The organism is Lacticaseibacillus sharpeae JCM 1186 = DSM 20505, assembly GCF_001436225.1.
GTDB classification, from domain to species: Bacteria; Bacillota; Bacilli; order Lactobacillales; family Lactobacillaceae; genus Lacticaseibacillus; species Lacticaseibacillus sharpeae.
The window spans coordinates 47,176-73,246 of record NZ_AYYO01000011.1 but is presented as its reverse complement, the minus strand read 5'-3'; the positions used below and the strand labels follow the sequence as shown (position 1 = coordinate 73,246).

Here is a 26,071-nt window from a genome sequence, read left to right as displayed (position 1 = left end):
GTCCCTTTTCCCCCGCCAAACCAGTACAATAATAATATACAAGCAGCGCAGAAAGGGCGTGAGGAATTGACTACAAGCTCAGGATTAACTAGTGCGGAAGTGAACCAGAAAATTCAGGCGGGTCAGGTCAACACGACGTTATCGCCATTAACCCGGTCCGTCAGCCAAATCATCGCCAGCAACACGTTCACCCTCTTCAACTTGGTCAACGTCATCCTTGGCGCCCTGATTTTCACCACCGGCAGTTACACCAACTTACTCTTCCTCGGCGTGGCGATTGTGAACACTGCCATCGGGACGTTCCAGGAAATCCGGGCGAAAAAGCAATTGGATTCCTTGACCATCCTGAACCAAGCCCAAGCCCGCGTGCGCCGCAACGGTCAGGAACAAATGATTCCGCAAGACCAAATCGTTGACGGTGACGTGCTGCTTCTGCGCCGCGGCGACCAGCTTGTGGTCGACGGCACGGTGATTGGCACAAGCCACGTCGAAATCGACGAGAGCCCGCTCACCGGCGAGCCCAACGCCATCAGTAAGGTTCCGGGCGACAAGCTACTTTCCGGGAGCTTTGTCGTTGCCGGCCACACCGAGATGGTGGTAACCCGCGTCGGCCAGGAAACCTTCGCCGCCAAACTCGCACTTGAAGCCAAGGCTGAAAAGGTTGGTACCAGCCAGCTACTGGCCACCATCAACCGTATCATCCAGATTCTGACCTGGGTGCTCATCCCCCTCGGTGTCGCCCTCTTTGCCGTCTCCTTCTTCCGCCGTGGGGATTACAACCGCGCCATCTTAACCACCAGCGCCGCCATGATTGGCATGATTCCGGAAGGGCTGGTACTGCTCACGAACGTCGCTTTGGCCGTTTCGAGCCTGAACCTGGGCCGCAAACGCGTGCTGGTGCGCTCCCTGACCGCGATCGAAGCCCTCGCCCGTGTAGACACCATTTGTCTGGACAAAACCGGGACGATTACCAGCGGCAAGCTCTCGGTTAATCAGATTCAAAGTACCGGCAAGTACCAGCAACACGACGTCGAACAAATTGCGGCGGCGGTCGTATATGCACTTAATGACGATAACGAAACGGCACTGGCCATCAAAAGTAAGATTAACCAACCGACATTCGCTACAGTCACGGCCACAGTGCCGTTTAGCTCCGCGCGTAAGTGGTCGGGGGCCAGCTTCAGTGACGGCAACAACTACTTCATCGGCGCACCAGAATTCACCTTCCCGGACGGTCTACCTCAGGACATGCAAACCACCATCCACCAAGCGGCCGCCAGTGGGCTGCGGGTACTAGTGGTCGGCAAGGCCCGCGCCCTAACTACCCCGTTAACCGCGCCGGAACCAGTCGGTATCATCACCATCGCCGACGAATTGCGCCCAACCGCGATTGATACCCTTGGTTTTTTTGCCAAGCAGGACGTGTCCCTCAAAGTCATCTCGGGGGACAATCCCGTCACCGTGGCCAACGTGGCCAAACAGGCACAGATTGCGGGCGCCGACAAGTACGTGAACATGGCAACCATCCCTGACGATGCCGATTTCCACCAGCTGATGGCGAACTACACCGTCTTCGGCCGCGTCACACCCCAGCAAAAGCGTGCGCTGATTGCCGCTCACCAGGACAACGGCCACACCGTTGCCATGACCGGGGATGGGGTCAACGACGTACTCGCCATGCGCCAGGCAGACTGCGCCATCGCTATGGCCAGCGGCTCCGACGCGGCGAGTGCCATCGCGGATTTTGTCCTCCTCGACTCCAACTTCGACGCGATGACCGGCGTATTGAACGAAGGCCGGCGGGTCATCAACAACATCGAATCCGTCGCCTCCCTCTACCTGATCAAGACGATGTACTCCGCGGCACTGGCGGCAATCTTCATTTTCCTCAACATGGACTACCCCATCGTGCCCATCTACCTGACCCCCGTCTCCGCAGCAGCCGTAGCGATTCCGTCATTCTTCCTGACGCTCGAACCGAACTTCGCCCGCGTCACCGGCCAGTTCCTGCAGAAAGTCATGACCTTTGCCGCCCCGGCCGCGCTGGCGATTGTCATCTACACCCTGGGACTCACTTGGCTTGAATCACTCTGGCACATTCCGTTCGCCCAGACCGGCACCATCGTCGCGCTGCTGATTGGCTGTGTCTCGTACAACGTGCTGTTTCGTGTATCCCGACCATTTAACCGCTACAAGTTCGCCATGGTCGTCATCGTCGGCCTGGCACTGTTTGGCGTCTTCTTCGTGGTCAACCCGCTGTTCTCCCTGAGTAACCTCTGGGACTGGCACCTGTTTCTCATCTACGCGCCGTTGGCCGCTTCGACCGTGCCGGTTTACCTGGCGCTGCAAGAGTTCCTCGGTCGGCGGATTTTGGCCAAAATCAACTGGCGGCATTAACGAATTCAGTCCAAATATAAATGGGGCGTATGACATGCAACCATTGCATGTCATACGCCCCATTTTTTTATGCCCGCGTTAACGCCAGTGTCACCAGATAGATGCCCGCTTCAATCATCGCGATGAAGAAGCTCACCGGCATATCGGTCACGTATGCGAGCACCAGCGCAGACCATACGCCAAGAAGCGCAAAGAACACGGATCGACCAACCATCGCTTGCGGGCTGCCACCCCACCGCAGGGCCGCGCTCGCCGGGATGGTCATCAGGATGAAGATGAGTAGCGAGCCCACAATCTGAGCGGAAACGGCCACGGTTAAAGCCATTAACACCAAGAACACAATTCCGAGGAGATCAACATGTTTGATGGTATATTGGGCGGTCGCAAAATCAAAGGCGTAATGGCGTAGTGGCCGGAATATCAGAACGAGCAGCGCCAAAACGATGACGGACAGCCCGCACACCTGCAAGACATTTTCGTGGTCAATGCTGAAGATGGAACCGAAAAGAATGCTGGTGGCGGCACTCGCATTCTTGTGCGCCAGCGCGAGAAACGCCACACCTAGACCGATTGCGACGGAGCTGACGGTCGCAATCACAGCGTCGGCGTGGCGCTGTTTGGCCCCGAGCTGACCCACCATGGTGGCAGCTGCGGTTGTGAACAGTGCCATCCCAACTAGCGGCGACCACGACATGAACAGGCCAAACGCTGCACCAGCAAACCCGATTTCCCCCAGCACGTGCGTTAAGAACGCCATTTGCCGTGCAACCACGAACACGCCAAGTGCACCACTCACAATTGCGATTAATGTGCCAACGACAAACGCGTTTTGCATGAACGGAAAGCTAAACATGATCCGCCTCCATTCGCTTGGCGTCCGGAGCTAGATGAACCGTCACGTCGGCATACTGCTTAACAATCTCTGGGTCGTGGCTCACCATCAGCACGCTTAACTGACTACGCTTTTGCTCCTCTTGCACCAGATCCATCAATTGGAACTTCGCGTGTGTGTCCAAGTTCGCCGTGGCTTCGTCCAAAATGAGTAACTGTGGGTTGCGCAACAACGCTTGAGCCAAGTATGCGCGTTGCCGCTCACCACCAGAAGCGGTATCAATGCGGCGATTGCCAATTTTGGTCAAACCCGTTCGCCTGAGCACTGCGGCCAATCGGTCACGTTCCACTTGGCGCAGCCAGGGCAAAAGGCCGTGGTCAAAACTGAGCGCGACGAAATCCCTAATCCGCAGGCCAAAGGCATCCGCCTCGGCGCGGTACTGCGGCACGTAGCTGATTACAGGCATTCCCGCCGGCCAGATGATTTGCCCATAAGTGGGCGTCAACTGGCCCATGATGGCCCGCACAAGTGTGGTTTTACCCACCCCGTTCTCACCAGTTAATGCCAGTGTTTCACCCTGGTGCAAGGTCAAATCCACACCAGAATAGAGCAGGCGTTCACCCATGCGGATGCCAACGCCGCTCACCGTTAATATATTTCGCATCACATTATCCTAACCGCGCACCGCAGTTAGGTCCTGCGGTGCACTATTCTTCCTGCAGTCGTTTCAGTAAAACCGTCAGGAAACGACTGATTGTTGCCTGTTCCGACTCGCTGAATTCATCCAGAATCTCTGCATACGCCGCTGCCGTTTCAGCGTGACGCTGCCGGTGTGCGGCCGCATACGATTGGCCAGCATCGGTCAGCGACCAAGCCTTCACGCGCGCGTCACGGGCATCCACCGTTGCCACGGCTAATGCAGGGTCAGCCGTGCTTAAACCGCGCATTGCCTTCGTCACGGCCGCCTGCGACACACTCAGCGCTTTCGCCAGTTCACCATTGGTCATTGCGGGCGTATCTGCCAGTAGCATCAGCACATGGCCCTGCGTACCGGTTAACTGACTACCGCTACCACCAAGTAACAATTCACGGGAATTCTCCGGGAGCATCCCCCGAATATCATTGATGAATGTTGCTAATTGATTCGTGTACTGGTTATCCATCGCACTGTCCTCGCTTCAGTAATTGATAATCTCATTATAACTGAAAGACAGCTCTGCGCATGCATCCTAATCAATTAAGCGTCCGCATCACTTCCCGCAGCAGTGCCTTTTGCCAGGCAATGTACGTCGTGTGCGCGGGTTTAGTTTCAGTCACGTTGATCACCGGCACGTGGTACTTCTTAGCATCCGCGATGGCTTGCTCCACGGTTTTACTGCTGTTCTGCGGATTATTAATCACAAAGGCCACCTGCCGCTTGCGGATCAACTTGTGCCATGTCTTAATATCACTGGCGCGCGGGTCGGTTTCTTCCTCAACCGCGTTCGCGAAATCCGGCAGTTGTGACTGCGCCCCCAACCTAGTTAACGTGTTGTCGTAAACTGGTTCGGTTGTCAGGTAATGAACTCCGCGTAACTTGGTGCGCGCCAGGTGCTGCAGACTAGTTAATGATTGCAGCTTCTGTAAATATTCTTGACCGCGTCGCTCATACGCGTGCCGATGTTTAGAATCCAGGGCGCTCAACTTGTGCACCAACGCATCTGTCAGTTTGCGTGCCATGTCTGGCCGAAACCACAGATGCTCGTTGGCCCCGGTGCGGTAGTTAAGCAACTTAGCGACCGTTATCATGGGCACCTTGACCTGATGTGCGAATCGCGTGCTCCAAGTATCATAGCCGGCACCATTATTCACCACGAGGTCAGCCTCACTGAACTTGCGGGCCACGCTCGCAGTTGGTTCATAATCATGGGGATCAATCCTCGTACTGTGAATAATTGTGGTCACATCTGCATCATTACCAGCGACCGCCTGGGTGATTTCACCGTAAAAATCGAGACTTGCGACAATCTGTGGTCGTGCCTGTTTACGACTCTGCTGCTGGTGCCAGCCACAACCAATGGCTAACCCGACTAACACCAAACCCGCTGCCAGGCCAATCCAAGTTTTCTTCTTCAAAATATTTTCTCCCGTTAATTTTATTTAGTTAACCGGTTAATTAACCAGTTAAGAATAATCCGGGACTTACTTTTTGTCAACCTTCAATTTGCAATCAAAAGGAACAAAAAAGACCACTCCAGGAGAAGTGGTCAATTCGTCGATTTATTAGATGTAACGGGCGCGGTTTTCGAAGTTCAGCTTGCCGATGATGATATCACGGGCAGCGTGGTTCCCTTCGACGAGAATCCCCAGGTTGTCCAGGCACTTGAAGATGTAGTTCTGGGTTGCCAGGGTTGCGTTGCAGTTGAGGGGCAGCTTCTGGCCCTTACCTTCAGCGTATTCCACGGCGTCCATGATTGACAGCGTCACGGTGTCCTGGAAGCTCGTTTCCAGGTGCTTGTACAACTTGCCAATCTGCAGGTCGATGTATTCCTTCACGGCCAAGAAGTAGGGGCGGTTAGCGCTCTGGAGCTTCATGTACCGCTGCACGAGCTGGTTGTTATCGATTTCCATGTATAAATCCTCGTCTTTCACTTAATTCAGTTTCGTTATTGATTGCCGCCATCCGGCAATCATCCGCTGGGCCACGCCGCAGCACGAAAAACACTACTTAACAGTTTAGCTAATCCCGTCCACTTTGCATAGTAAGTTTCAGAAAAAATAATGCGTAAATGACTAAAAGCTAATGTATTTTGGCGTGCTGCCAAGATTTGCTGGCCCAAAAATTACGGTTAGGTACACAAAAGGCCCGTGCACAACGTGAATGTGCACGGGCCTTTTGCCTACGCGTTATTAGTCCTTCTTGTTGCGGGAGTATTCGCGCTTGTTACCGCCACGGTAGCCGCCCTTGCCCCCATCACGGGAGTCCCGGCCGCCACGGTGGTCTCGGTCGTCAAAACGACGCTTGCCGTCGCGATTACGGTCATTGCCGCGATCGGAGTTGCTGCGGCCGCGGTAACCACCACGGTCAGAGTTGCTCCGGTTGCCGCCACGGTAACCGCCACGACCGCCGTTCCGGTTACCACCGCGGTAGCCGCCGCGACCACGGTGACTAGGCAGAGGACGTTCTGGCGTAATCTTAACGGGTACGCTAGATGCGTCATCTGGGGCCACGGCCTTCAGGTAAGCCATCACCAGCTGTTCTGGCGTGTATTCTTCAAGCAGGTCCTTCGCGTCGTCCGCGAACCGGTCGAGGTCGTCAGCACCAAGCTGTTCCTTAACCGTTGCCAGTGCGGTTGCCATCTGGCCCTTGAAGGCTTCAGCTTCCGTTGGTGGCTTGAGGGGCAGCATCCGCTTCTTGGTGAGGTCCTCAATGGTGTGCAGGTAGTCGATTTCGTTAGGCGCAACGAAAGTGACAGACGTACCGGACTTACCGGCACGGCCCGTCCGCCCAATACGGTGGACGTAGCTGTCTGGGTCCTGCGGAATGTCGTAGTTGTATACGTGGGTGACACCGGAAATGTCCAGCCCACGGGCAGCTACGTCGGTCGCAACGAGGAAGTCGAGCTCCCCAGCCTTGAACTGACGCAGAACCTGCATCCGCTTCTGCTGGGTGAGGTCCCCGTGGATACCTTCAGCCTTGTAACCACGTGCCTGGAGGCCCTTGGTCAGTTCGTCGACACGACGCTTCGTGCGGCCGAAGATCAGTGCCAATTCAGGTGCCTGCACGTCAAAGATGCGGGTCATGATGTCGAACTTCTCGTAGTCCTTAGCGCGAACGTAGAACTGTTCAACGGTGTCAGCGGTCAGTTCCTTACTCTTAATCTTCACGGTGATTGGTTCGCGCATGAACTTCTTGGTGATGTTCATGATTGGACCAGGCATCGTTGCGGAGAAGAGCAGGGTCTGACGGTCAACTGGTGCCTGCGCCGCGATGCTTTCGATGTCTTCAACGAAGCCCATGTCGAGCATTTCGTCGGCTTCATCGAGCACCAGGGTTTTGAGTTGGCCCAACTTGACGGTGTGGCGGTTAATGTGGTCGAGCAGACGACCAGGAGTCCCAACCAGGATCTGGGGGTGGTCAGACAAGCCGCGAATCTGACGGCGAATGTCGGCCCCACCATAAACAGCCTGGACCTTGGCGTGCTTGTCGCGGCCAAGACGGTAGAGTTCTTCCTGGGTCTGAATAGCGAGTTCACGCGTTGGGGAAATAACCAGCGCCTGAATGGAACGGTCTTCGGTGTCAATGCTCTGGAGCAATGGCAAACCGAATGCGGCAGTCTTACCGGTACCCGTCTGGGCCTGACCGATAACATCCTTGCCGCTGAGTACGAGCGGAATGGTCTGGGCCTGAATTGGCGTTGCTTCTTCAAAACCGGAACGTTCAACGGCGTTCAGCAACTCCTGGTCGAGACCAAGTTCAGCAAATTTCAAAAAGATTCCTCCTGTTTGTGCACGTATCGCCTAAAATAACGCACACGTGTGTTCAGAACACAATGGTTCCGTATCGACAACGGCACCTCACAAAACAGGATGGAAACACATTTGAAAATACTGCTTTGAAAAGTGCTCAAATGATGCTTATGAAAAAAGCATTCTTACTACTTTACCATTTCCAAGAAAATATTGCAAAAACGCCCACCACAAAAAACAAACGGGCGGTGGGCGTGAAACCAGCCCCACCGCCCGTTTTGAGCGTTACTATGCAAATTATTGGCAATTGTTAACTAAAACTTTATTTACAGAAAACGGCTCAGCCACGTTCAGCGTCGAGCAACGCCTGTAAAACATTCTCGAGGTGCATTCCGTGACTGCCTTTTAGCATAACGAGATCGACGGAGCGCACATCCTCAACCAGCTTCACAATCAGGCGTTTCTGCTCACCTTCTGGGTAGTAATGCAGCTGGTCGGCTGGGTACTTGGCCGCTAGTTCATCGCGGAGTGCGGCCATTTCGTTCCCGTAAAGGTATACCTCACCGATTGCAGCCGGATCAAGGCTCTTCGCCAAACCCGCGTGCAGGTCACGACTGGCTTCACCCAGTTCCAGCATATCACCAAGAACCGCAATGCGGCGGCCCTTAGTTGGGAACCCAGAGAAGTTCGCGAGCACGGCGGCCATCGCGGTCGGGTTCGCGTTGTAGACGTCACTCAAGATTGACTCACCTGCATCGCCCACCAGCCATTCAGTCCGGTTGCTCGTGACCTTGAACGTCGCCAACGCCCGCTGGATGGATTCCGGCTTGACGTGGAAACGGCGACCGACCAGGATTGCAGCCAGCGCGTTGGTGACGTTGTATTCACCCATAATCGGAATGGTGAAGTGCAGATCAGGCCAGCGCGACAGGTCGAAGTCGGTGTGGGTTTGACTGGACACGATGTTCTTAGCGTACAGGTCATTGGTGGGATCCAGGCCGAACGTCTTTTGGTCCTGTTCGACATTCTTCGCGCGTTCCTGGAGCAGCGGTTCGTCACCATTGTAGATGAACAGACCGTCTTCCTTGAGCCCGTGCACGATTTCCATCTTCGCGTCCGCAATCCGGTCGCGGGTCTTGAAGAATTCGATGTGGGCTTCCCCAATCATGGTGATAATGGCCACGTCAGGTTCCGCCATCTTGCTCAGGAAATCCAGTTCGCCGGGGTGATCCATCCCCATTTCGACCACCAGAACTTCAGTGTTGGTCTCCATGCTGAGAATGGTCATCGGTACCCCGATGTTGTTATTGAAGTTATCCTTGGTCTTCACCACGTGGTACTGGGTCGAAAGGACGGCGGCCGTCATGTCCTTGGTCGTGGTCTTCCCGTTACTCCCGGTCACCGCGACGACCTTGGGGTTCACCTTAATCATCAGGTAGTACCGAGCGAGGTCCTGCAGCGCCGTCAGCGGGTCGTCAACAACCAGCAGTGGCAGCTTGGTGTCGACTGGTGCGTGCCCGGCGGCGAAGAAACTGGCAACGGCGCCCTTCTGTGCCGCGGTTTCGATGAAATCGTGGCCATCACGCGCCCCCGCCAGCGGTACGAACAAGTCGCCCGGTTTGATTTCGCGCGTGTCAAAGCACACACCGGTAACAGAGTACTGCTCTGCGGCCTTTGCAACGGTTGTATCCAAAACCCCTGCGATTTCCTGAAGGGTCATTTTCATGATATTACTTCTCCTAAAATCACCTGTAGATGAGCGCGATGGCAAGGACGCCAGGCAGCTCATCTACGGGTTTGCTTGTATTTGGTTACGCCCAGCTTAACTGAGCATCGAATGCCATACCCCAGTTGCCCGGTTGAGCACCAATTGGCCCACCTTCACGCTCGGCACGTCGTTGATGTCCGCATCTACGAACAACCGACGCTCCGAAATCTGGACGAGCGGGATGATGACCGTCTGGCCACTCACCTTCGCACTGTTCCAATCGAAGCCCACACCGTCGGGCAACATGTCCTGCCAGCTCTTCTGCACGGAAGATGGCAGTTGCGGCAATTTTTCGTGCCGGTGCATCCGCAGCCAGAACGCCTGCTGGTTCAGCAGGTCGCGCAGGTGGCGGTTAATCGCCGCACTGAAGACCGCTTCGAACATCTCGGGATGCCGCCAGTACGAGTTCACCAGGCCGGTCGCCATGGGCACGCGGGCATACTGATTCTGCAATTTGTAGTAGAAAGGCAGCGCCATGTGCGTTTTGCGGTGACCCAGATAAAGCAGCTCTGCAATCTCTTGGGGTAATAAATCGTTCACAAAGTCCTGCTCCCGATAGTCCAGCCAGGCAGCATTGCGTCCCGGCACACTCTCAAGAAACTGGCGGACTGCCACACCACCATCAATCACATTGAAACCAGTGTGGGCATTAATTGTTAGGTCGTCCGTAACCGGGGGCAACACAAGGATGTGCTGCGGGTTTGCGTTGGCCGTATTCAACATATCGACAGGTTCAATCCCCATCGTCACGAAGGCGGTCGAAATCGGTTCGAACCGCACGTACATCATCGAATTACGCAAGGCTATTCGTCACTTTCTGCATGGTCATAGACATTGTACACCGCTATTTTCATTGGGGCTATACGCGTGCGCAAATCTCGCGTGGTGGATTAAGGTTCCCTAATTTAACTATTTTTGATTACTGCCGCCGCAGCTTGAATGTGTCCAGCCAGCGCCGATTTTTGCGCAGCGCAAAATATCCGTATACGCCAAGAGCAACGCTACCAAGTACGTCCATCAAGAGGTCACCCATTGTGTCGTATAGCGCGGCTTGGCCAACTAGTGCGTGTCCGTGGGCCATGTAGCGCTGCATGTTCATCCCAAGCAGTGAGTCCCCCGAAAACTCATAGAATTCCCAGAAAACTCCGATGCTGATACCGAACACAGTGGCAAAGATGGCAATTAGCGCGGGATTGGTCCGGGCCAACTGGTCATCTGGCGTCAGCGCCGCGAAGATCATGTAGCCGGTCCCCGCCAAAATGCCGGCAGAAAAAATGTGCTCGATCTTGTCCCAGTACTGAATTGAATACGCCCGCATCCCGGTTCCGAGCAAGATCGCCATCAGGATGAACACTTCATACAATGCAACCAACACGTCCGGGAGCCGGCGCTTGGTCACGCGTTCAATGATTAGCGGCAGTGACGCAATGATAATGCCCGAAGCCACCTGCACCATTAACTGCATTTGGTTGGGGAACGTCTCGTGTCCCTGGGCCAGGCGCACACCACAAAATGCAATGTACGCAATTGCGCCCCCAATATTCAGCCAATAAAAAATTCGTTTCACCATCTGCATGACCGCCACCTCCTAAAATAAGTCTAACATACTGCCCAACGTATTTTGCGCCGACGATTAACTGAATGTGTGGCGGGCACGCTAAAGGCCCCGAAGACCGTCTCCATGTCCGCACGTACCCACACTGCACGATTGAATTTGGTGCGATCCGGGGCCTTATGTTCAAAAACCGTGAATATATGTTCAACATTTTGTCCAGGAATAAGTCTCTACTTACCATACGTTAAGTTTAGTCTGAAATTGTAATTCAGGGCATAAAAAAACCACCGCGGGGCGGTGGAAAGTTTGGGGGAACTTTTTTGGGGAGTGTAAGTTTAGGTTTGTATAGGGTTCATCGCCCTTGCAAAGACTATATTACCCCATCCCCATGCTTTTGCAAACACTTCCTAAACGGTTGGCGGTTCATTTATGACACCTAAAATTAGTGAATAGCATTAGTCTGCATAAGAATATCGTTAGCCAGTTTTTATATCTGTGAATTCTGTTAAAAAGCCGGCACTTTAGCGTTTTGCCGCTAACTATTCCCACGTCGAGATGAAAACGGCGCCCATTAAGGATTGTTCGGTGGCGAAATTCTGTTAAAGTCGCTAAAAACAGCATTTTACACGAAAGCCGCATAGTTTTTACTAAACAATACAATAAGTATTCAATGACGAAACTTTGCGATTTTCGCCAAGCTTTTTTATAAACTTTTTTGTGACATTTGCGAGCAAATTGGGGCAAACAAAAAACGGCAAACCGAGGTCTGCCGTTCCCGTTGTTTCTAGGATTACTTGTTGAGACCGTACTTCTTGTTGAAGCGGTCAACACGGCCATCTGCCTTAGCAAACTTCTGCTTACCAGTGTAGAATGGGTGGGAATCTGAAGAAACTTCGACACGAACGAGTGGGTATTCGTTACCGTCGTCCATGGTGATGGTTTCAGAGCTGTGCTTCGTTGAACCAGCGATGAACTTGTAGCCCGTAGCTGAGTCCATGAATACAACCTGGTGGTAATCTGGGTGAATGCCTTGCTTCATTGTAATTACTCCTTTGCCCTGAGATATTGCCTACCTCAGAGATATTATTTAACCGTCTCAGTTTACCACAACTCGATTACTGAAACAAACGCAAATCGAGTTAGGGCAAATCTAACAACTCAACGTCGGCGCCAAGGGCCTTCAGCTTCATCACGACGCGGTCGTAACCACGCAGGATGTTGTCGACCTTCGAGATGACCGTGTCGCCACTTGCCATGAGGCCAGCGACCATCAAGCACGCACCGCCACGGATTTCTTCCGCAACGACGTCGGCCCCATGGAGATCTGGACTGTGGTGAATAATAATCTGATCATTTTCCACGTGGATGTCGGCACCCATCTTCACCAGTTCCGGCACGTGCCGGGTCCGCTTAGGGTAAATGGTGTCGATAATGCGGCCCTCGCCGTGCGCCGTCAACATCAGTGGCGTGAGTGGCTGCTGCAGGTCCGTTGCCAGTCCCGGATAGGTGTTGGTCTTCACCTGCACCATCTTGAGTTCGCCGGATGGGTAAACGAAGATCGAGTCTTCGCCCACTTCCATCGTCACGCCCATTTCTTCGAGCTTCGCCAGGAACGCATCTAGGTGCTCCGTAATCACGTTGCGCACCATGATGCCCTCACCCATTGCTGCGGCGAGTGACAGGTAGGTTCCGGCTTCAATCCGGTCCGGAATAATCGTATGCGCGTTGTGGGCAGCAAGCTGTTCCACGCCACTGATCCGAATAGTCTCCGTACCGGCACCACGAATGGTTGCACCCATGTTATTGAGGTAAGTCGCCAGGTCGATGATTTCGGGTTCCTTAGCGGCATTCTCAATCACAGTCTGACCCTTAGCGGTGACGGCAGCCAAAATAATGTTAATGGTCGCACCAACAGAAGCCATATCCAAAAAGATACGTGCCCCGTGGAGGCCCTCTTTAGGCGCGTTGATTTCAATCAGGCCATTGTGGTCAATGACGTGGGCACCAAGCGCTTCGAACCCATTAACGTGCTGATCAATGGGCCGTGGACCAATATCGTCGCCCCCGGGCATCCCAATAACGGCATGCCCGAAGCGACCGAGCATCGCACCCATAAAGTAGTACGAAGCCCGTAATGATTTGATTTTTCCATCCGGCAAATCGGTTTTGACAATCGCGGTTGGGTCTATTTTCAGTATGTTCCCGGTGAAATCGGACTTGACGTTCATTTCGCCCAAAATGCTCATCAGGTTGTATACATCCTGAATGTGGGGTACGCCATCCAGAACAACAGGCGTCCGGGACAGGATTGCGGCGGGGATAAGTGCCACAGTACTATTCTTTGCGCCGCCGATGACGACCTCCCCGGCGAGTCGCTTACCGCCGTGAATCAGCATTTTTTCCATTAAAACGATTCCTCACTACTCGTAATCGGTCGTGTTACGAACTTGTAATTCGCATTCATTATTCCAGTGTATAGAAGCGCCCCTCAAAAAACAAGGGGCGCTTCAATAACAGGATATGAAGTTAAACGGTTCTAATTGAAGTTTCCTGCTGCCTTAATGAATGCTTCAAACAAACCTTCTGGCTTCGTTGGCCGGGACTGGAATTCTGGGTGGTACTGGGAAGCAACGAAGAACTTGTTTTCAGGTAGTTCGATGATTTCCATCAGGCGGTTGTCAGGACTGGTACCAGAGAAGACCATGCCCTTAGCTTCCATTGCCGCGCGGTACTTGGTGTTGAATTCGTAACGGTGACGGTGACGCTTCTGGACTTCCTTGACGTTGCCGTATGCAGCGGCAGCCACGGAACCTTCCTTGAGGTCACATGGGTACAGGCCCAGACGGAGCGTGCCCCCGAGGTCGCCTTCCTTGTCCTGGTCAGGCAGGATGTCGATGATTGGGTCGGCGCAGTCTGGCTGGGTTTCGGTACTGCCGGCACCCTTAAGGCCAAGCACGTTGCGGGCGAATTCGACGGACGCCATCTGCATCCCCAGGCAAATCCCGAGGAATGGCACGTTGTTCTCACGTGCGTAACGGATTGCGGCAATCTTGCCTTCCAGACCACGGTCCCCGAACCCACCAGGAACGAGAATCCCGTCTGCATCGCCGAGAATTTCCTGAGCATTGGCGTCGGTCACGTCTTCAGCCTGGATCATGTCGATGTCCATGCCGGTGTTGAAGAAGTAGCCAGCGGCCTTCAGTGCTTCCGCAACGGAAATGTAGGCGTCTTGGAGGGCAACGTACTTCCCAACCAGGGCAATCTTAACCTTACCCTGCAGGTGCTGCACCTTGGTTTCAAGGTCGGTCAGCGCCTTGATGTCCGCATCGTGGGCCTGGATGCCGAGGAACTTGCAGACGTATTCGTCCATCCCCTGTTCGTGCAGGACGCGGATGATGGAGTAAATGGTTGGGACGTCCGGTGATTCGATGACGGCTTCGGTTGGCACGTCGGTGAAGAGCGCAATCTTTTCCTTCATGCTGTCGGTCACGGGCTTTTCGGTCCGCAGTACCAGCATGTTCGGCTGAATCCCGACGCTGCGCAGTTCCTTAACGGAGTGCTGGGTTGGCTTGGTCTTCATTTCGCCGGCCGCACGCAGGTATGGCACGAGCGTTGCGTGAATGTAGAAGACGTTGTCGGAACCAACTTCTGCCTTCATTTCCCGAATTGCTTCGAGGTATGGCAGGCTTTCGATGTCCCCAACGGTCCCCCCGATTTCGGTGATGATGACGTCGGAGTCGCTGTGCTTAGCGGCCCGCATAATCTTCTCCTTAATCATGCCGGTGATGTGCGGGATAACCTGGACGGTCGCACCGTTGTAGTCCCCGTGGCGTTCCTTAGCCAACACTTCTGAGTAAATCTTCCCCGTCGTGACGTTGCTGTACTTGTTCAGGTTGATGTCAATGAACCGTTCGTAGTGCCCAAGGTCCAAGTCGGTCTCGGCACCATCGTCAGTAACGAAAACTTCACCGTGTTGGTAAGGGTTCATCGTCCCTGGGTCGACGTTGATGTATGGATCAAACTTCTGGATGGTCACCTTGAGGCCACGGCTCTTGAGCAGACGGGCAAGGGATGCTGCAACAATCCCCTTACCGAGTGAACTGACAACCCCACCAGTGACAAAAATATACTTGGTCATTAGTATCTCCTTTTAAACCGAGCACCAAACGCGACGTACACGTCCGGTTGCTCAACAACGAGTAGCAATTAACAACAGAAATTTCGGGGTGAAACAACAAAAATAAAACAAGCCCCCCATTTCTCATCGGAACGGGGAGCTTGTAACTGAATTGACTCCTGAACAGGTGAATTACTTCACGCTGTTTCTTGGAGTGCCCAAAAAGTATCGTACCCAAAAGCCGTTCCTAAGTCAACCTGATTCACCGTGGTTTCTTGATTTGTTTCATTTTATTGTGAAACATTTGCAGAAAACTTTCACGGCCGCCGATGGCACAAAAAAACTCCGCCGCACGTGCGGGGAGCTTCTTGCAATGCTTATTCTTCGTCATCGTCATCGTCGGAGAACTCGTTGAGCTGACCTTCGATGCCGTCTGGCAAGTCGTCTTCAGTGTCATCGCCGTCATCTGGGTCGTCTTCAGCTGCATCATCGTAGCCATCGCCAGATTCGTCGTAATCTTCGTCGGTATCGAGGTCGTCGTCTTCAGGATCGTCATCGTTGTAGTCGATCACGTCATCGTCGTCGCCCGCGTCAGCAAGGAAGGCGTTAACCTTCTTGCGCTTCTTGCGGCGGTTCGTGCCCTCTTCTTCGTCGAGGTGGTTAACCTCTTCGTCGACGGATTCGTATGGGTACCAGGAGCGCAGTCCCCAGACGTTGTCGCCGAGGGAGATGAAGCTCCCATCAACGTTCAAATCCGTGTAGAACTGCGGCAGGCGTTCGCGAATTTCTTCATCGCTCTTGCCAAGGTACGTCTGGATCTCGTTGGCGAGATCGACGAAGGCCATCGTGTCGCCCTTTTCCTCCAAGATTGCATGAGCAACCTCAATCATGGATAACTCAGTTTTATCGGCGTCTTTGAATACGTCAAGTTTCAAACTAGTCGCGCCCCTTTCAACATTTTCACAGATACATCTAAATATACTTGATTAAGCAGTAAAAAGCAATCGCATGCGGTAATCGCCTAAAATTTGCCCGTTAGCTTTGAGCCGGTATTCCACGTAGACTTGCCCACCAAGTGGCTCGGTCGTGAAGACGGCATCGAGCCGCGGCGTAATTGTACTTACCGGAATAATACCATATGGCGTGCGGTAGTGGGCCACGATTTCCTTCTCCGCGATGAAATCCATGTGCATGTGGGTGTCGCCCGCACTGCTCCCGCGGCTGAGACCCACCTGCTTGTCGCCCTTAATCTTAACGGTCACCGGCAGCTTGTCGCCATCCGGTTCGGTATAGCGCACATAGACCGTGTCGCCGAGGCGAACCATTTGCCCCTGCTCGTCGAACTGATGATGTTCCTGCTGGCCATCTTGGGTGACCCAGGTTTCGAGCTGCACCCGAACAGGAATTCCTTGTGCCATATCCATTCTGCGCACCTCCACGTACGTAACTTCGACTAATAAATGTCTTCAACCGATATTATAACGCGAAACCACGCTGGAGCCGAACAAAATTACGCTCTAGATGGGAAAGAACGGGCCAGTAGGTGGATTTAATGAGAGCTTTGAATAATAATATAGATAGAACGTAACCAAGTAGGAGGCCTTCTATTGAACAGTCCAATGTTACCCCGGGAAAAAGTTTTTCGTGATCCCGTGCACAACTACATTCACGTCCAGCACCAAGTAATTCTGGACCTGATTAACACCCCGGAAATGCAGCGTCTGCGTCGCATTCACCAACTCGGTGTCTCCAACATGGTCTTCCAGGGGGCTGAACACACCCGCTTCACCCATTCACTGGGTGTTTACGAAGTTGCCCGCCAGATTTGCGACAACTTCCAGCGCAACTACCCAACCCAAAATGGTGGTGCTGATGGTCTGTGGAACGACGATGAACGCCTAGTTGCCCTGTGTGCTGCCCTCCTGCACGACATCGGCCACGGCGCCTACTCGCACACCTTCGAGCACATCTTCGGGACCGACCACGAAGAGATTACCCGGCGGATTCTGACCGACCCCAGCACCGAAGTGAACAAGGTCCTCCGCGGCGTCAGTCCTGACTTCCCCGCCAAGGTGGCCAGCGTTATCGACCATTCCTACCCGAACCCCCAAGTCGTCCAGATGATCAGCAGCCAAATTGACGCTGACCGGATGGATTACCTGCTGCGGGACGCGTACAACACCGGCACTAACTACGGCTTGTTCGATTTGACCCGGATTCTGCGGGTGATGCGGCCGTACGCTGGCGGGATTGCCTTTGAACCCAGCGGCATGCACGCGGTTGAAGATTATATCGTCAGCCGTTTCCAGATGTACCAGCAGATTTACTTCCACCCCGTTTCCCGGAGTATGGAAGTGATTTTGACGAAGCTGCTCGAACGGGCCAAGGAATTATTCGAGGCCGGCGACTTCGACGAGCGCTTCAACCCGCGGCTCCTCGCGCCATTCTTCAACAAGAACTTCACCCTGCACGATTACCTGATGCTCGATGATGGTGTGCTGAACACGTACTTCCACTACTGGCTCGACTATCCCGACCCCACCTTGAGCGATTTGGCGGCGCGCTTCCTCGACCGGCGGCCATTCAAGTCGGCGACATTCACGACCAGCTCAGCGAACCTGCTGCCCGCAATGGCGGACCTCGTCGCCGCGGCCGGTTTTGACCGCCGCTACTACACCGCAACGGATTCGAACTTCGACCTGCCATATGACCAGTACGACCCCACAAGTGCGACCCCGAAGACACAGATTGAAATCATGCAGTTGGACGATACGCTGGAAGAGCTCTCTACACTCAGTCCCCTGGTCGGCGCCATCACCGGGAAGGTCACTGGGGACGAACGGTTCTACTTCCCCAAGCAGATGCTGGCCAAACCTGGCACTCCTGGCTACACGGCAACCATCGCCCAGTTCCAGCGGTACCTGCTAAACGGTGAAGTCATCGACCCCCAGCTTTTGCAGTAAGCACTAAAAAAGGACGCAACTGCAAGTCGCGTCCTTTCGTATTACTGCTTTTGCATTTTGAGCCATTCCGCCACCGCGTACCGGTGCGTGGGCCGCTTCAGTTGTGCCAGTGCCAAGTCAATCGGCATCATCATTAGCGTGTTGAAATCCTCCAGGGGGTCGGCAACCACCTTGATGTCCTGGGCCGCATAGAAGGTTGCTGGATGGTAATAGGCCGTCTGGCGGTGATGGGAATAGAAGTACTCAGCCGCCTTGCCGAGCTTGGCGCCGATGGTGACCGCGACCCCGAATTCTTCGAGCAGTTCGCGGTTCAACGTCTCGGCATCCGTTTCGCCCGGTTCCACCCCGCCACCAGGCAGGAAAATCGCGTTGTTGGGCGCGGCCAGCACTAAAATCCGGCGCTTGGATGAATCCGGAATGACGGCGTACACCCCAACACGTTCAACATAATCATAATCAGGATTCTTGGTACCAAATACTGGATTAGTCATACAAAATGCCTCCTGGCGGCTGGTATTAGTCGAGCAGTGGTGCATTGCTCTGTGTTTTCTCATTATATCCTAACTACTCCCAAACAGAAAGGATACAAATACGTTTTGGACAATTTCGTTATTTTTCTCACCGTCCTCGCAGTACTCTGGACGTTCATCGCGGCCGTCAGCTATGCGGTGGAACCGCGGCAGCTACTCAACGGTCTGCTCATTAACCTGGCCATTGGCTTTGATGCCGTGGCGGCCGGCGCGTTAGTCATCTCAAGTGGCAGTGCGTGGCTAATGACCCCCAGCATTATCTTATTCATCATCGTGTTCGGGGTCATCTTCATCTTCTTTGCCTTCCACTTGGTCTGGTTGCTGTGGAACGCGATTGTGGTGTGGAAGAAAGAACGGCACACGCTGGGGAACATGCTCACGCTGCTGCTTGCCATCTTGATTATCGTCGTTGATCTCTTCGGGGTTTTCGGCCGCAAGTTTTTGCCCGACTACATCTACGGCGGCATCACCAGCCTGATTATCCTGCTCACCGGGTACATCGGGCTAACCCTGATGAACTTCCTCACCGCACTGGTCGCCTACAACCTGCACCGGCCTTGGCACGACCAGGATTACCTGATTGTCCTTGGCGCGGGCCTGCTCGGCGGTGAGCGCGTTGGCCGTCTGCTCGGGGCGCGCATCGATGTCGCCATCAAGTACTACAACAAGCAGAAGGCAAAGGGCCGCAAGCTGCCAACGATTATCTTCTCTGGTGGTCAGGGCCCGGATGAAAAAATTAGCGAAGCAGCGGCGATGCAACAATACGCCATCGACCACGGAATTCCGGCCGCAGACACCTTGCTGGAAGACAAGAGCCGCACCACCCTAGAGAACATGCGCTTCTCCGCCGCAATCATCAACGACATCACGGACGGCGCCAAGTACCGCGCCCAGTTCTGCACCAACAACTACCACCTGTTTCGGGCCGGGTTGTTCGCCAAGCAGGCAGGCCTCACTGCTAACGGGCTCGGGGCCCACACCGCCTTCTACTACCTGCCCAACGCAACGATTCGGGAATACGCGGCCATCATCATGATGAACAAGAAGCGGCACCTCATCACCGGCGCATTGTTATGCTTCTTCCCCATTATCAGCATCGTGGTTGGTTTATTCACCCATTTGTACTGACAAGCGCTTGGGCAACCCGTTATAATTAGGTTATAAATATAACAATAAAAATTAGGAGGGACATTATGCTTAAAGAATTCCGGGACTTCATCGCGCGCGGCAACATGTTGGATCTGGCCGTTGGGGTAATTATTGGGGGTGCCTTCACGGGACTGGTCACCTCACTGACCACCAACCTTATCTCCCCATTAATCGGGATGTTCGTGCGGTCCACCAGTATGACCAAACTGAGCTTCACCATTTTCCAGGCCAAATTCACGTACGGGGCATTCCTGAACGACATCATCAACTTCCTGATTACGGCATTCGTGGTGTTCCTGCTAATTAAGTTCATCAACAAGTTGGTCCGCAAGCCAGAACCAGAACCTGCCGCTCCGGCTGGCCCAACGCAAGAAGAACTGCTCACGGAAATCCGCGACCTGCTGAAAAAAGACAATTAGTGCCACCTAAGTACAAAAATAAGGCAACCATCCAAATCTGGATGATTGCCTTTTTTAAATGCAATGATTAATGCTTATTCAGCGTCTTTACGGAACCGGTTTTCGAACAGTGGGGAAACTGGCCGGTTTTCGTGGATGTGCTTGATGGCACGGCCGATAAGTGGGCCCACGGAAACGGTGACGAGCTTGTCCATCTTGTTCTTTTCTGGCTGCTGGATGGAGTCGGTCACAACCACCTGCTCGATGACCGAGTTGGTGAGCCGTTCAACCGCAGGACCGGAGAAGACCGCGTGCGTTGCGGCAACCATCACGGACTTAGCGCCAGCATTCTTCAATGCCGCAGCAGCCAGCGTAATCGTGCCGGCAGTGTCAATCATGTCATCGATGATGATGGCGTGCTTGCCTGCAACTGAACCGACGATGTTCATGACTTCGGCAACGTTCGGACGTGGCCGCCGCTTGTCGATGATGGCGATTGGGGACTTGAGGAATTCCGCCAGCTTGCGGGCACGGGTAACACCACCGTGGTCAGGTGACACAACGACGGTATCGTCACCGACATAGTTGTTGCTCAGGAAATAGTCGGCGAGCAGTGGTGCGCCCATCAGGTGGTCGACAGGAATGTCGAAGAAGCCCTGAATCTGAGCGGCGTGCAAGTCAAGCACGAGCGCGCGGTCAGCACCGGCACGTTCGAGCATGTTCGCAACCAACTTGGCGGTGATTGGTTCGCGGCTGCGGGCTTTACGGTCCTGACGCGCGTAACCATAGTATGGAATCACAACGTTGATGGTGTGAGCAGATGCACGCTTAAGCGCGTCGATCATGATCAGTAGTTCCATCAAGTTGTCGTTAACAGGAGCTGAGGTGGATTGAATCAGATAGATATCATCCCCCCGAATACTCTCTTCGATGTTGATTTGAATCTCACCATCGGAGAAGCGACGTACAGACGACTTACCCAGTTCAACACCAACTTCAGCGGCAATTTTTTCAGCCAGTGGTTTGTTGGAGTTCAGGGCAAAAATCTTGAGTTTCGGGTCAGCGTAATGCGCAGACATGGTGGCCTCCATTGAATACTTGTATTTTACTTCCGTATTAAAGTCTAACGGAACTTGTGAAAAAAGCAAGCGTAAACCGCGATTGCTTTTCATGAAAAGGGTTACGCCGTTCGTTATCTCGTCAAGCTCTCATTAATGCGTCATTTGGCGATTATCCCGCAATATTCGCGTCTCACTGCAGTTTACCGGTGCTGCAAATACTGGTTAACCCGGTTATTCTTCGTCATGAAAACCGCTAAAAATCCGCCAAGATAAAAAATCGCCGGCAAATGATGGTGCTGCAGTGTGGTTAGTTAATATTTGCACTTCACTGACGCAAAGAGGACACGCACTAAGCAGCACGCATCCTCAAGTTAAAGCTTATTTCCAGTCTTCTGAATCAGCCAGTGGCAGGCGGTCCCAGAAGTCTTCCTTGTTCGTCTGCCGCTCGCGGGCAATGCCCATCGCGTGGAACGGAATGTCCTTGGTGATGGTGGAACCAGCGGCAACGAAAGCGTGGTCCGCAATGTCCACGGGCGCAACGATGTTCGAGTTGCTCCCGATGAAGGCCTTGTCGCCAACGTTACTGTGGAACTTGTGCACGCCGTCGTAGTTCACGAAGACGACCCCACAACCGATGTTGATATCCTTGCCCAGTGTGGCGTCCCCAACGTAGGTCAGATGACCCACCTTAGTGTTTTCGCCGAGGGTAGCGTTCTTGATCTCGCAGAAGTTCCCGATGTGCACCCCGGCACCAATGTCACTCTTTGGCCGCAAGTGGCTGTTCGGGCCAACGTTACTGCCCTGCCGCATGATACTGTCCTCGATGGTGGAACTCAAGGTGTGGACACCGTCTTCAATCGTAGAATCAGTGATGACGGTGTTGCTGCCGATGACACAGTCGCTACCAATGACGGTCTTGCCATTAAGGTACACGCCGGGTTCGATGATGGTGTCGTTGCCAATCTTAACGTCAACATCGATGTACGTGTTCTCGGGGTCAATGATGGTGACACCATCGCGCATGTGCTGTTCGTTGATCCGCTTACGCATGACCTTGGTGGCACTAGCGAGCGCCACGCGGTCGTTAACCCCCTGGCTCTCATCGAAGTTCTTCATCTTGTAGGCCGCAATCACGTCGCCGCGCCGCTTCAAGATTTCGATGACGTCGGTCAGGTAGTATTCACCCTGGGCATTGTTGTTCGTGGTTTCGTGCAGCGCGGAGAACAACGCCTGGTTGTCGAAGCAAAAGACCCCCGTGTTGATTTCGTCAATCTTGGCTTCTTCCGGCGTGGCGTCTTTTTGTTCCACAATCTTCTGCACGGTGCCGAGTTCCCCGCGCACAATGCGGCCGTAACCAGTTGGGTCTGGTGCCTTAGCGGTCAGAATCGTGGCCTTGGCGCCCTTGTCGCGGTGGTAAGCAAAGAGCTTCTCGAAGGTCTGCGCCGTCAGCAGTGGCGTGTCCCCGTTCGCGATGAGGGTCATGCCTTCCTTGTCGCCAAGAATGGACTCAGCCTGCAATACGGCGTGGCCGGTTCCGAGTTGCTGTTCCTGCACTACAAACTGGCTGCGGTCGCCGAGTTCGGCCTCGACTGCTTCCGCACCGTGGCCGACAACCGTCACGATTGTATCTGGGTGGACTTGTTCCACCTGCGTGAGGACGTGGTCCACCATCGGCTTACCAGCAACCTCATGCAACACCTTGTACAACTTACTCTTCATGCGGGTACCCTTACCTGCTGCAAGGATAATCGTGTATTTCTTCTCTGCCATCGATTCGGCTCCTTATTCCTTGGACAATCGTCCGTAGTCTTACCTAATAATCATAGCCCAGCGCACGCAACGACGCAACAACCTGTATAGGAATTAAGAAAAGGCGCCCACGCATTTATGCGGGCGCCTTTTGACAATTGGTATAGATGTTTTTATAAGGCAGATTACTTCAGACGGATGGTTTGGCCTGGCTGCAAGTTAGCATCATCAGTCATGTGGTTGATCTGCTTCAGCTTCGCCAGCGAAATATTGTTATTCGCCGCAATGCGGTATAGGTTATCCCCATTCTTAATCGTGTACGTGGAGGGGCTGGAATTAGTAGTCACTGCCTTTTTGACGGATGAACTGGATGCGCGGCTCGAGGAGCGCGAACTACTGCTGCTGCTGCGCGAGCTTGAACTTGAACTAATCGCACTGCTCGAGGAGCTGCTAGTACTGGTCGCCGTCGAAACGCTGGCAGAACTGGATGAGGTTGAACTGCTTGCCTTACTACTGCTGCTGCTCTTCTTCGCCTTCTTGTGCTTCTTCACCTTCGCGCTGCTCATGGCGATGCTGGTCTTACTGGAACTAGATGCAGCCGATTTTTTGTTGCCGTGGTTACCGAACGTTGCCAAGACAAAGATGCACGCCGCAGCCAGCAGCAACACTCCCAGGAACTGGACGAAGACCTTGCGCGCATGCCGACTTTGCTCAACATGGAGCATACGATCAATGCGCCGCTTTACGCCGCGATTCGGTGCGCCAGTTGCGGCCGAGCGCATGATTTGCACCCGCTCGCGGTAGCTTTTACCAGCTAAACGCGAGCGAGTATGTGAAATGTAGTGTAAATCATCGTTGTCAACAGGCATAGCGCACCACCGTTCCCTTCTTCTCACAAAATTATAAGCTTATGTAAAGTTTAAGGCAAACGCAAAAAAGCCGCCACGACGCAAATTATGCGCCGCAACGGCCAAAAGATTATCAGCAAAAATTAAACTGATTTAGTTGCTTGCTGAACCGTACTAATCTGCTTGGACTTGGCCCAATCGTCATAAAACAGGCGGCCGTCACGACAAATCAGTGTCCAGATGATGTCGGCGGTGAAGAACAGTACGCCGAGGCCCAAGATTGCCAGAATGATGAAGTTGAGTTCGGTGCGCGCACTAATCTTGGTTAGCACCAGTGACAATTGGCGCCACCAGCCAGACCAGATTGGCAGGGCCACAAGGTACAGGAGTGCCTCGCGGATAGAAACGACCCGCCGCCAGGACACTTTACTATTCTCATCCGCCGGCACAATCCGAATGCGCACGAGGGCTTTGCCGAGCGTTGCCCCGTGCAACATGTGCGGCACTCCGATGAAGACAATCAGCACCGCCAGCACGTAGGTCAGTGCGGTGTTTGCCGCCAGCGACTGGGCGTTTACCAAAGCAAATGCTGTGTGAATCAGGTAACGCACAATCGGCAGGATGATCACGGCATCAGCAATCAGCGCCACGAACCGGCGCAGCCAGCTAACTTTGCGCCCCTTGGCGTAACTAACTTGGTCCATCTTCTCCCGGTTCGGAAACGCGAGTCGAAAGAGCGGTGTCAGCCAAAAACCAAGCAGCCCGCCCAGCGAGTTCACAATCAGGTCATCTACGTCAAACAGCCGGTATGGCCGCGGGTAGATGAAGTACAGGCCACTCAGTTGGGTCAATTCATAGAACAAACTGAGGCAAAATGACATGACCAGCGTCTGCTTCCAGGACTTGCGGAAATAATACCGCAGATAGAACCCAAACGGCACCGTCAGCAACATGTTGAACGCGGGCTGGAGAAAATACGAGCTCTTGAACGCTGCCAGCCACGTCCCCGGCTGGCTAACAACGAACCCGCTCTTGCCGAAGAACTCCATCACACCCGTAAACGGCACGAGCTGCATGCGCTGGGTGGTGAGCTTGGCCACCGCCTCACGCGCCGGCAGTGGCAGAATCACCATGAAGTAAGCCGTGAGCATGTAGAACACAAACGAGTACAAGACAAACGCCCGGCTGAAGGTAAAGCTACCGTAGCGGCGGTACTGAATGATCAAAAACGGTAAGGCGATGAGAAGCGCAAGGAACGGAAAGCTGATGGCCGCCATCTTGATTGGAAAGAGGTAGGTCGCCATTTTTACTTATTCAACTCCTTGAACAGGTCGGCATTACGTTCCAGGTAGTTACCAGGCGCAGCGGAGATGTTCTTGCCCTTAGCGTCGACGGTGTCAATCTGCAGCAGGGAGGTGTAATCACTGACCATCCGTTCGCCGGCGAATGAGCCTTCCGCGAAGACCGACACGCCCACGAGCTTGACGTCGAACTCTTCAATCAGACTCTTCATCCCGTTGACGGTCCCGCCGCCCTTCATGAAGTCATCGACAATCAGGACACCCGCGCCGCTCTGGAGACTACGCTTGCTCAGTTCCATCTTCTCCACCCGGTCAGAGGAACCAGAAACATAGTTAACGGACACGGTGGAACCTTCAGTAATCTTGGAGTCCCGGCGCACGATAACAAACGGCACGTTCAGGTATTGGGCGACACTCTGGGCGATGGGAATCCCCTTCGTTGCCACGGTCATCACCGCATCAACGCTGGAATCCAGGTACTGGGTCGCAATCAGCCGGCCAATCTGACGCAGCACTGCGGGGGTGCCGAGCAGGTCGGTCAGGTAAACATAACCGCCGGGCAGCAGGCGTTCGGAATCAGACATCCGCTGCGCCATTTCGCTGATGAATTCAGATGCCTCATCGGCCCCGATAGTAGGGATGTAGCGCACCCCACCGGCAGCCCCAGGGACCGTTTCCAGAATCCCCGTCTGCCGTTGGGCAAACGTCCGGCGCACGATGGCCAAGTCTTCACTGATAGAAGACTTAGCGGATTCGTAACGCTGGGAGAAAAACGTCAGCGGCACCAAGGTGTGCGGACGTTCCAACAGATAACGCGTCATGTCAATCAGACGGTCACTACGACGAACTTTCATAATTTTACTCTCCTCGGTTTTCATTACTAAGCACAAAAACGAAACCGCGAACTGGGTTTCGTTTGGCAGTACGTTCATTTACGTATTATATCTTCTAATT

At 53.8% G+C, this 26,071-nt stretch carries 24 protein-coding genes; 4 read left to right on the top strand and 20 right to left on the bottom strand.

Features of this window, described 5'->3' with window-relative positions; genetic code table 11:
* The first annotated feature begins 36 nt into the window (after nt 1-36).
* Nucleotides 37-2,397, top strand: a complete 2,361-nt coding sequence (locus tag FC18_RS03755) for an HAD-IC family P-type ATPase (RefSeq protein ID WP_056975481.1) — start codon at nt 37-39, stop codon at nt 2,395-2,397.
* 67 nt (nt 2,398-2,464) lie between these two features.
* Here the strand turns inward: FC18_RS03755 and FC18_RS03750 are convergent, their stop codons facing one another.
* From FC18_RS03750 to FC18_RS03685, 14 genes are all read right to left on the bottom strand, one after another.
* On the bottom strand, nt 2,465-3,250 hold the full coding sequence (locus FC18_RS03750; RefSeq protein ID WP_054677843.1) for a metal ABC transporter permease: 786 nt from the start codon (nt 3,248-3,250) through the stop codon (nt 2,465-2,467).
* Nucleotides 3,243-3,893: a metal ABC transporter ATP-binding protein gene (locus FC18_RS03745; RefSeq protein WP_056975480.1), complete on the bottom strand. Its 651-nt coding sequence runs from the start codon at nt 3,891-3,893 to the stop codon at nt 3,243-3,245. The genes FC18_RS03750 and FC18_RS03745 overlap by 8 nt, the downstream gene beginning before the upstream one ends.
* Before the next feature lie 43 nt (nt 3,894-3,936).
* Complete coding sequence (locus FC18_RS03740) at nt 3,937-4,392, bottom strand: MarR family winged helix-turn-helix transcriptional regulator (RefSeq protein WP_054677841.1); 456 nt, start codon at nt 4,390-4,392, stop codon at nt 3,937-3,939.
* Nucleotides 4,393-4,462: 70 nt separating this feature from the next.
* Entirely contained in the window at nt 4,463-5,344 is an 882-nt protein-coding gene (locus FC18_RS03735; protein WP_054677840.1) for a metal ABC transporter solute-binding protein, Zn/Mn family, read from the bottom strand.
* A 147-nt stretch (nt 5,345-5,491) separates the two neighbouring features.
* The gene (locus tag FC18_RS03730; protein WP_054677838.1) at nt 5,492-5,839 is read right to left on the bottom strand and encodes a hypothetical protein; all 348 of its coding nucleotides are present in this window, start codon (nt 5,837-5,839) and stop codon (nt 5,492-5,494) included.
* Between the two features lie 279 nt (nt 5,840-6,118).
* The gene (gene cshA, locus FC18_RS03725; RefSeq protein WP_054677836.1) at nt 6,119-7,699 is read right to left on the bottom strand and encodes a degradosome RNA helicase CshA; all 1,581 of its coding nucleotides are present in this window, start codon (nt 7,697-7,699) and stop codon (nt 6,119-6,121) included.
* A gap of 319 nt (nt 7,700-8,018) precedes the next feature.
* The gene (locus tag FC18_RS03720) at nt 8,019-9,404 is read right to left on the bottom strand and encodes a UDP-N-acetylmuramoyl-tripeptide--D-alanyl-D-alanine ligase (protein WP_054677834.1); all 1,386 of its coding nucleotides are present in this window, start codon (nt 9,402-9,404) and stop codon (nt 8,019-8,021) included.
* 96 nt (nt 9,405-9,500) lie between these two features.
* Nucleotides 9,501-10,247 (bottom strand): hypothetical protein, encoded by a 747-nt coding sequence (locus tag FC18_RS03715; RefSeq protein ID WP_156660862.1) that lies wholly within the window; start codon nt 10,245-10,247, stop codon nt 9,501-9,503.
* Between the two features lie 118 nt (nt 10,248-10,365).
* A complete protein-coding gene (locus FC18_RS12465; protein WP_056975487.1) occupies nt 10,366-11,016 on the bottom strand; it encodes a DUF2238 domain-containing protein in 651 nt (216 codons plus the stop codon).
* 775 nt (nt 11,017-11,791) lie between these two features.
* Nucleotides 11,792-12,040, bottom strand: a complete 249-nt coding sequence (locus FC18_RS03705; RefSeq protein WP_054677830.1) for a type B 50S ribosomal protein L31 — start codon at nt 12,038-12,040, stop codon at nt 11,792-11,794.
* A gap of 100 nt (nt 12,041-12,140) precedes the next feature.
* Nucleotides 12,141-13,406 carry a UDP-N-acetylglucosamine 1-carboxyvinyltransferase gene (locus FC18_RS03700; RefSeq protein WP_054677828.1) on the bottom strand — a complete coding sequence of 422 codons (1,266 nt, stop codon included), beginning with the start codon at nt 13,404-13,406 and terminating at the stop codon, nt 12,141-12,143.
* A gap of 131 nt (nt 13,407-13,537) precedes the next feature.
* Nucleotides 13,538-15,139 carry a CTP synthase gene (locus FC18_RS03695; protein WP_054677825.1) on the bottom strand — a complete coding sequence of 534 codons (1,602 nt, stop codon included), beginning with the start codon at nt 15,137-15,139 and terminating at the stop codon, nt 13,538-13,540.
* A gap of 356 nt (nt 15,140-15,495) precedes the next feature.
* The gene (rpoE, locus tag FC18_RS03690) at nt 15,496-16,053 is read right to left on the bottom strand and encodes a DNA-directed RNA polymerase subunit delta (RefSeq protein ID WP_054677823.1); all 558 of its coding nucleotides are present in this window, start codon (nt 16,051-16,053) and stop codon (nt 15,496-15,498) included.
* Nucleotides 16,054-16,104: 51 nt separating this feature from the next.
* Entirely contained in the window at nt 16,105-16,542 is a 438-nt protein-coding gene (locus tag FC18_RS03685) for a YwiB family protein (RefSeq protein ID WP_054677822.1), read from the bottom strand.
* 195 nt (nt 16,543-16,737) lie between these two features.
* Between FC18_RS03685 and FC18_RS03680 the strand changes: the two genes are divergently transcribed.
* Complete coding sequence (locus FC18_RS03680; RefSeq protein ID WP_054677875.1) at nt 16,738-18,081, top strand: HD domain-containing protein; 1,344 nt, start codon at nt 16,738-16,740, stop codon at nt 18,079-18,081.
* A 41-nt stretch (nt 18,082-18,122) separates the two neighbouring features.
* On the opposite strand, the gene FC18_RS03675 is transcribed toward FC18_RS03680, so the two are convergent.
* Nucleotides 18,123-18,572, bottom strand: a complete 450-nt coding sequence (locus FC18_RS03675; RefSeq protein ID WP_054677820.1) for an NUDIX hydrolase — start codon at nt 18,570-18,572, stop codon at nt 18,123-18,125.
* A gap of 105 nt (nt 18,573-18,677) precedes the next feature.
* Here FC18_RS03675 and FC18_RS03670 point away from each other — a divergent pair, with 105 nt between their 5' ends.
* Entirely contained in the window at nt 18,678-19,739 is a 1,062-nt protein-coding gene (locus FC18_RS03670; RefSeq protein ID WP_054677818.1) for a YdcF family protein, read from the top strand.
* 65 nt (nt 19,740-19,804) lie between these two features.
* Entirely contained in the window at nt 19,805-20,179 is a 375-nt protein-coding gene (mscL, locus tag FC18_RS03665) for a large-conductance mechanosensitive channel protein MscL (RefSeq protein ID WP_054677816.1), read from the top strand.
* 74 nt (nt 20,180-20,253) lie between these two features.
* Here mscL and FC18_RS03660 read toward each other — a convergent pair whose 3' ends face one another.
* The 5 genes from FC18_RS03660 to purR form a co-directional block, all read right to left on the bottom strand.
* Nucleotides 20,254-21,237, bottom strand: a complete 984-nt coding sequence (locus FC18_RS03660) for a ribose-phosphate diphosphokinase (protein ID WP_054677814.1) — start codon at nt 21,235-21,237, stop codon at nt 20,254-20,256.
* A gap of 360 nt (nt 21,238-21,597) precedes the next feature.
* On the bottom strand, nt 21,598-22,989 hold the full coding sequence (glmU, locus tag FC18_RS03655; RefSeq protein WP_056975478.1) for a bifunctional UDP-N-acetylglucosamine diphosphorylase/glucosamine-1-phosphate N-acetyltransferase GlmU: 1,392 nt from the start codon (nt 22,987-22,989) through the stop codon (nt 21,598-21,600).
* 164 nt (nt 22,990-23,153) lie between these two features.
* Nucleotides 23,154-23,837, bottom strand: a complete 684-nt coding sequence (locus FC18_RS12015; RefSeq protein WP_054677813.1) for a LysM peptidoglycan-binding domain-containing protein — start codon at nt 23,835-23,837, stop codon at nt 23,154-23,156.
* A 122-nt stretch (nt 23,838-23,959) separates the two neighbouring features.
* Nucleotides 23,960-25,120 carry a VanZ family protein gene (locus FC18_RS03645; protein ID WP_082620460.1) on the bottom strand — a complete coding sequence of 387 codons (1,161 nt, stop codon included), beginning with the start codon at nt 25,118-25,120 and terminating at the stop codon, nt 23,960-23,962.
* A gap of 2 nt (nt 25,121-25,122) precedes the next feature.
* A complete protein-coding gene (purR, locus tag FC18_RS03640) occupies nt 25,123-25,971 on the bottom strand; it encodes a pur operon repressor (protein ID WP_054677873.1) in 849 nt (282 codons plus the stop codon).
* Nucleotides 25,972-26,071 lie beyond the last annotated feature (100 nt).

What these genes read in the sequence shown, in the direction of transcription:
- FC18_RS03750 (WP_054677843.1), bottom strand. Translation starts at nt 3,250, where the DNA reads ATGTTTAGCTTTCCGTTCATGCAAAACGCGTTTGTCGTTGGCACATTA.
- FC18_RS03745 (WP_056975480.1), bottom strand. Translation starts at nt 3,893, where the DNA reads ATGCGAAATATATTAACGGTGAGCGGCGTTGGCATCCGCATGGGTGAA.
- FC18_RS03740 (WP_054677841.1), bottom strand. Translation starts at nt 4,392, where the DNA reads ATGGATAACCAGTACACGAATCAATTAGCAACATTCATCAATGATATT.
- FC18_RS03730 (WP_054677838.1), bottom strand. Translation starts at nt 5,839, where the DNA reads ATGGAAATCGATAACAACCAGCTCGTGCAGCGGTACATGAAGCTCCAG.
- FC18_RS03720 (WP_054677834.1), bottom strand. Translation starts at nt 9,404, where the DNA reads ATGAAAATGACCCTTCAGGAAATCGCAGGGGTTTTGGATACAACCGTT.
- FC18_RS12465 (WP_056975487.1), bottom strand. Translation starts at nt 11,016, where the DNA reads ATGGTGAAACGAATTTTTTATTGGCTGAATATTGGGGGCGCAATTGCG.
- FC18_RS03705 (WP_054677830.1), bottom strand. Translation starts at nt 12,040, where the DNA reads ATGAAGCAAGGCATTCACCCAGATTACCACCAGGTTGTATTCATGGAC.
- FC18_RS03700 (WP_054677828.1), bottom strand. Translation starts at nt 13,406, where the DNA reads ATGGAAAAAATGCTGATTCACGGCGGTAAGCGACTCGCCGGGGAGGTC.
- FC18_RS03695 (WP_054677825.1), bottom strand. Translation starts at nt 15,139, where the DNA reads ATGACCAAGTATATTTTTGTCACTGGTGGGGTTGTCAGTTCACTCGGT.
- FC18_RS03685 (WP_054677822.1), bottom strand. Translation starts at nt 16,542, where the DNA reads ATGGATATGGCACAAGGAATTCCTGTTCGGGTGCAGCTCGAAACCTGG.
- FC18_RS03680 (WP_054677875.1), top strand. Translation starts at nt 16,738, where the DNA reads ATGTTACCCCGGGAAAAAGTTTTTCGTGATCCCGTGCACAACTACATT.
- FC18_RS03675 (WP_054677820.1), bottom strand. Translation starts at nt 18,572, where the DNA reads ATGACTAATCCAGTATTTGGTACCAAGAATCCTGATTATGATTATGTT.
- mscL (WP_054677816.1), top strand. Translation starts at nt 19,805, where the DNA reads ATGCTTAAAGAATTCCGGGACTTCATCGCGCGCGGCAACATGTTGGAT.
- FC18_RS03660 (WP_054677814.1), bottom strand. Translation starts at nt 21,237, where the DNA reads ATGTCTGCGCATTACGCTGACCCGAAACTCAAGATTTTTGCCCTGAAC.
- glmU (WP_056975478.1), bottom strand. Translation starts at nt 22,989, where the DNA reads ATGGCAGAGAAGAAATACACGATTATCCTTGCAGCAGGTAAGGGTACC.
- FC18_RS12015 (WP_054677813.1), bottom strand. Translation starts at nt 23,837, where the DNA reads ATGCCTGTTGACAACGATGATTTACACTACATTTCACATACTCGCTCG.
- FC18_RS03645 (WP_082620460.1), bottom strand. Translation starts at nt 25,120, where the DNA reads ATGGCGACCTACCTCTTTCCAATCAAGATGGCGGCCATCAGCTTTCCG.
- purR (WP_054677873.1), bottom strand. Translation starts at nt 25,971, where the DNA reads ATGAAAGTTCGTCGTAGTGACCGTCTGATTGACATGACGCGTTATCTG.